Source organism: Phytobacter sp. V69 (genome assembly GCF_965644215.1).
Lineage (GTDB): Bacteria > Pseudomonadota > Gammaproteobacteria > Enterobacterales > Enterobacteriaceae > Phytobacter.
In genome coordinates, this window is sequence record NZ_CBFFRL010000256.1 from 1 (window position 1) to 5502 (window position 5502).

Below are 5502 nucleotides of genomic sequence, written 5' to 3' on the forward strand. Positions count from 1 at the left end.
CTCATTTCTCGCTGCCGTCCAGATCAGATGCATCGCTCTCTGGGCTAAAATCTTGTGACGACACTATCTAAGACTTTTTCCTGGTCAGAGCGGGTTTTGTTGCAAAATTGTGGGCAAGTTAACAGTTACGCGCGTTCCCTGGCGGGATTCGAGCGTCAGCTCGCCGCCGAGTGCGTGGACGCGCTCCCGCATGCCCTGAATGCCAAAGCCCGGCATTTTCTCGGCGGCGATTCCGAGGCCGTTATCATGCACTTCAAGACGCAGGAGGCCGTTTTGCTCACTCAGTATGATGCGTACGTCGCTGGCACAGGCGTGTTTGCAGACGTTGTTGAGTAGCTCTTGCAGCAGGCGATAGAGGGTGAAAACCAGGGTTTCGCTGGTGGGCGGGGCACTTAGCCGATACTCGAAATGGCAGGCAATACCGCGTTCGGCGAAGGCAAATTCGTTAACCAGATGGTGCAGGGCTTCTTGCAGGGAGAGCTCATCCAGCACTGGCGGGCGAAGCTGGCGCAACAGTTGCCGGGTGGAGTGATGGATGCGTCTGGCGAGCTCGTTGATTTGGTTCGCGGCATCCAGCGCCTGGTCTGTTTCGCCTGCCCGTTTCACCAGCTGTGACTGGATTTGGATGGCGGTAATGTTCTGACCTATTTCATCATGCAGCTCGCGGGCGAGGCTCTTGCGGGTGTCCTCTTCCGTATGGATCAGTTTCTCGGTCAACGCCCTGCGAGCCTGTAATTCCGCCTCCAGCCGCCTGCGGTAGTGGTGCAGGTTTTGCGCCAGATGCTGCTGACGGCTGATGGCGATACCCAGGCCAATCCCCAGCAGCGCCTGCGTTGCGAGGAAAATCTCCAGTTCCAGCAGATCGCTAAAGCCAACGCCCACCTGGCGGGCGATGGTGATCAACATACTGCCAAGCAGGCCCGATAACACGCCGCCCTGCCAGCCAAATTTCCACGCCATTACCACGTTGGGGAGAAACACTACGATCAGCAGCAGGCGTTCGATCTGCGGTGACAGCACCATCTGCGTGCCGATGCCGATAATAAAAAACAGGCTGCACCAGATGATAAGCGAGGTGCGTAGCGGTGGGGCAATGGTGTCGAGGCCAAGCAGATGATGGCGGTGCTGTTGGCGTAAGAATTCAAAAATGAGATAGACAAAGGGCGTCAGCAACACGCCGCCGGTGAACGAAGCCAGGCCCGCCAGCAGCATGGTGCTTTGCAAAAAAGGGGCGAGCAGCAAGGTGTGCAAGAGCGCGCTGGCGGTGACGGCGGTTAATAACAGGGATAATCGCTGCCAGTAGAGCGGAAAACGGTGCCAGAAATGTTGTGTCACCAGCGGCGGAAGCAGGCTGATGATGGGCGCGGCCAGTATCGTGTAGCCACTAAGGAGTTGCTCCCTGTGCAGCCAGAAAATCAGTGCCATCTGGGGGAGCAATAATGCTGGCCAGAAACGACGTGAGAGCAGAATCAATAGCGCCAGAAACACGCCGTGTGGCAGAAACAGCACCGCCTGCTGGCCGTTATGGGTCAGGTAGAAACTGAGCGTCCACAGCATCAGCCAGCCCGGTCCCCAGGCCAGAACAATAAACAGCGAGATGACCCAGTGGCGTAACGAACGCGACATCAGTGGCTCGCCAGCAGGTTATGGTTAAGCGCGAAATGGACCAGTTCGATGGTGGTGGCGCAGTTCAGTTTGCCCAGCACATTGGCGCGATGAACATGCACGGTTTTATGGCTGAGATCGAGTTTGAAGGCGATCTCTTTGACGCTGTCACCCTTCACCAGTAAATCAAAAACTTCCCGTTCGCGTGGCGTCAGTGAGGCCAGCACTTTGACCGGCTCGATCCCACCACGCAGCGCTTTTAACGCATCGGCACACAGGTAATGGCCGCCAAGACCGACGGAGCGCACGGCGCGTACCAGCTCTTCCGGGCCGCAGCGTTTGGTCAGATAGCCGCTGGCCCCCGCATCCAGCGCGCTTTGCACAAAGGCGGGGGTATCGTAGATGCTCAGAATAATGGCGCGAAATTCAGGGCGCTCTGTTCGCAGGCGTTTCAGCAGGCTCAGGCCATTTTCATCCGGCATAGCGACATCGAGTACGGCGACATCCACATCGCTTTTTAATAACGCAGGCCAGGCGTCGGCGGCGGTACTGTATTGCCCTGCGACGCTAAGATCCTCTTCAAGACCGAGAAGCTGGGCGAAGCCTGAACGCACCACCACATGATCATCCACCAAAACCACACGAATCATAACGCACTCTCATCAGCCTAAAGCTTTATGATGCCGTCTGGTTTGGGGGTGGCAATGCTCTGGTCAACGATATGTAACCGATGTAACAGAATTGCAATATTTAGCGTTGCGGGAGGGGAAAGGAAGGTCACAATCTCAGGCCGTCCCTGGCCATCTGCGAGTCCTTGCGGGAAATCAGGCTGCCGTGTCGTTCAGATGGGCGGCGATATAACGATCGTCGCGGTTTGCTTTCAGATACGTTAAGTCGACGAGCACCAGGCCGTCCACGCAGTTGTTGAAGTCCGGGTCGCAGCCAAAATCGATAAACTGCACGCCGCCGGGTTCGCACAACTCAGAATATTGCTTGTAGAGCGGCGGAATGCCGCAGCCAAGATTGCCCAGCAACGATTTCAGGCGCGTCAAATCTTCGGTGTAGTCTTCACCAGTAAACTGTGCCAGCACATCCGGAAGCGTTGCGGGCCATGGGCGGCGAGACTCTGCCAGCGGCCAGTTTGCCGGGAACCACAGGCGATAGAAGGCCACCAGTAAATCTCGTGCCGCTGGCGGTAAGCCACCGGAAATCGACACCGGGCCGAACAGGTAACGGTACTGGGGATAACGTGCCAGATACGCGCCAATGCCAGACCACAGATAGTCGAGGCCGCGGCGTCCCCAGTAGCGCGGCTGAATAAAGCTGCGCCCCAGTTCAATGCCGTGCTGCAACACTTCAGACATGCGCTGGTCGTAATGGAACAGGCTATTGCTGTATAGCCCTTCCGGGCCGCGCGCTTCCACCTGACGGGCCGTCGGCATAAAGCGATAGGCGCCGACAATCTCCAGATCGGTTTCATCCCACAAAATCAGATGCAGATAGTCGTCGTCGTATTTGTCGGTATCGCGACGTTTGCCGCTGCCCTCTCCGACCGCGCGGAAGGCGATTTCGCGCAGGCGACCTAACTCACGCAGCAGTGGCACATCTTCTTCATCTCTACGCTCCCAGAGATAAATCATTTTGCCATCCGCGGTACGCCCAAGGCACTCAGCCTTGTTCAGCTCGCGACGCAATGTTGCCCGGTCTTCCGGACGCGCGATCGCGCACTCGGTTTTGAAGACGCCTGGCACTTTTTTGCCCAGTTGACGGACATGTTTGCCACATTTATCTGCCACATCACGTGCCGAGAGGGAAGGTGGCTGCCAGCTATCCCAGGGAATGCGCTGGCCGATAGTAATGGGTAACTGGGTACCCTTGCGGCGAAACATCTGCTGCACTAACAGTAGCAAGGGCAGCGTATCGGAAAGCAATGCCGCACCATAGAACAATGGGCTGTTACGGGCGTTGATCCACATCGGCAGCAGCGGCGTGCGGAATTTTTTCGCCAGCTTCACAAAGCCAGGATGCCATTTGCCGTCGCGAATGCCTTTGCGGGTCAGGCGTGATACTTCCCCTGCCGGGAAGAAAATCAGCACGCCGCCGTTCTGCAGCTGGGCTTCCATCTTCTGCAGCGAGGCCTTGCGGGTGCGTCCACCGCCTATATTATCCACCGGGATAAACAGTGAGCTGAGGGGTTCCAGATGGCTCAGCATGCGGTTGGTCACGACTTTGACGTCGCGACGTACGCGGGAAACCGCATACATCAGCGCCAGTCCGTCCAGCGTGCCTGTCGGATGGTTGGCGATAATGACCAGGGGGCCTTGTTCAGGGATTTGTTCGAGATCGTGTGCGGGGATGGTGCAGCGAATTTGTAAGAACTCCAGGACCTGCTCCACCATATCCAGCCCTTTCAGGTGGGGATGGTTTGCAGCGAACCGCTGGAACTCTTTTTCGTATAACAAACGTCTGAGCAGATTCTTTTGCCAGGGTGCGGGTTTGGCCTGTGGCCAGAGGTCATCGAGTACATTGTCGAGACTAAACATGGTGGCTCCTCCTGCCGTCTTGCGATGACAGTAGAAGTGCAGGATGACAGTTGCATTTCAGCTTTATGAATAAATGGTAATGCGGGGAGGGAGGGGGAGCAGGCCCGGCAGGCGCGCCGGGCCTGGGGGCTTACAAAATCTTACGTTCAGCGAGGTCGAGCGCGAAGTAGCTAAAGATCAAATCGGCACCGGCGCGTTTGATGGCACCCAGGCTTTCCAGCACGACTTTATCTTCATCAATGGCACCCGCCTGAGCGGCGAATTTGATCATCGCGTACTCGCCGCTTACTTGGTAAGCGCCCAGCGGCAACGTGGTGCGCTCGCGGATATCGCGCAGGATATCAAGATAAGCGCCTGCCGGTTTGACCATCAGGCAGTCTGCGCCCTGGGCTTCATCCAGTAGCGACTCGCGAATCGCTTCGCGGCGGTTCATCGGGCTCATCTGGTAGGTTTTACGATCGCCTTTCAGCGCGGTACCGGCGGCTTCACGGAACGGGCCGTAGAACGACGAGGCAAATTTAGTGGAATAGGACATGATGGCGGTGTCGGTAAAACCCGCGGCATCCAGCGCCTGACGAATCGCCTGCACCTGGCCGTCCATTGCTGCGGAAGGGGCGATAAAGTCCGCACCGGCCGCAGCAGCAACCACCGCCTGTTTCCCGAGATTAATCAGCGTTGCATCGTTATCGACACCGTGGTCGCAAAGTACGCCGCAATGGCCATGTGAGGTGTATTCACAGAAACAGGTGTCTGACATGACGATCATTTCCGGCACCGCGTCTTTGGCAATGCGTGACATCCGCGCCACCAGACCGTTTTCCTGCCAGGCATCGCTACCGGTTGCATCGGTGTGATGAGAAATACCAAACGTCATCACGGAGCGAATACCAGCCTTCGCAATGCGCTCGATTTCACGGGCGAGGTATTTTTCCGGAATACGCATCACGCCCGGCATGGCGCTGATGGCTTTGTAGTCGTCGATCTCTTCTTCAACGAAGATTGGCAGCACCAGGTCGTTCAGGCTGAGTGTGGTCTCTTCGAACATGGCGCGGAGCGAGGCAGATTTGCGCAGGCGGCGCGGGCGGGTGATTAAATCGGTCATGATGTGCCTGATGTCTTAGGAATAGATGCCACAGTGTATCCGAAAAGTGACCAGCATGTTTCACCAAAATCGGCGTTAAGGTAGGGGTATAGCTAGGGGACGCAATGGTATGGGCGAGACTTAAGGAAGGTGCGATTTAATCGGTGGGGTTCAGTGGAGTCCTTAGCTGTATTAGCCTTACCTTAGCTGAGCTGTATTATCTCTCTGTAAAACGTATACGATCACTTTGTACTGGTGAATATTTGGCCTTTA

At 56.6% G+C, this 5502-nt stretch carries 4 protein-coding genes; all 4 read right to left on the minus strand.

Going from position 1 to position 5502, the window contains the following annotated elements; translation table 11 throughout:
- Positions 1-84: 84 nt before the first annotated feature.
- Positions 85-1626, minus strand: coding sequence for an MASE1 domain-containing sensor histidine kinase (locus ACSZPU_RS22875; protein ID WP_499003506.1), 1542 nt, complete (start codon positions 1624-1626; stop codon positions 85-87).
- Positions 1626-2255: a response regulator gene (locus tag ACSZPU_RS22880; protein WP_499003508.1), complete on the minus strand. Its 630-nt coding sequence runs from the start codon at positions 2253-2255 to the stop codon at positions 1626-1628. The genes ACSZPU_RS22875 and ACSZPU_RS22880 overlap by 1 nt, the downstream gene beginning before the upstream one ends.
- 174 nt (positions 2256-2429) lie before the next feature.
- Positions 2430-4148 (minus strand): bifunctional ornithine lipid synthase OlsF, encoded by a 1719-nt coding sequence (gene olsF, locus ACSZPU_RS22885; RefSeq protein WP_499003513.1) that lies wholly within the window; start codon positions 4146-4148, stop codon positions 2430-2432.
- 130 nt (positions 4149-4278) lie between these two features.
- Entirely contained in the window at positions 4279-5250 is a 972-nt protein-coding gene (hemB, locus tag ACSZPU_RS22890) for a porphobilinogen synthase (protein ID WP_499003516.1), read from the minus strand.
- Positions 5251-5502 lie beyond the last annotated feature (252 nt).

Bases quoted from the DNA above. Each gene is read 5' to 3' on its own strand.
- ACSZPU_RS22875 (WP_499003506.1), bottom strand. From the start codon at position 1,626: ATGTCGCGTTCGTTACGCCACTGGGTCATCTCGCTGTTTATTGTTCTG.
- ACSZPU_RS22880 (WP_499003508.1), bottom strand. From the start codon at position 2,255: ATGATTCGTGTGGTTTTGGTGGATGATCATGTGGTGGTGCGTTCAGGC.
- olsF (WP_499003513.1), bottom strand. From the start codon at position 4,148: ATGTTTAGTCTCGACAATGTACTCGATGACCTCTGGCCACAGGCCAAA.
- hemB (WP_499003516.1), bottom strand. From the start codon at position 5,250: ATGACCGATTTAATCACCCGCCCGCGCCGCCTGCGCAAATCTGCCTCG.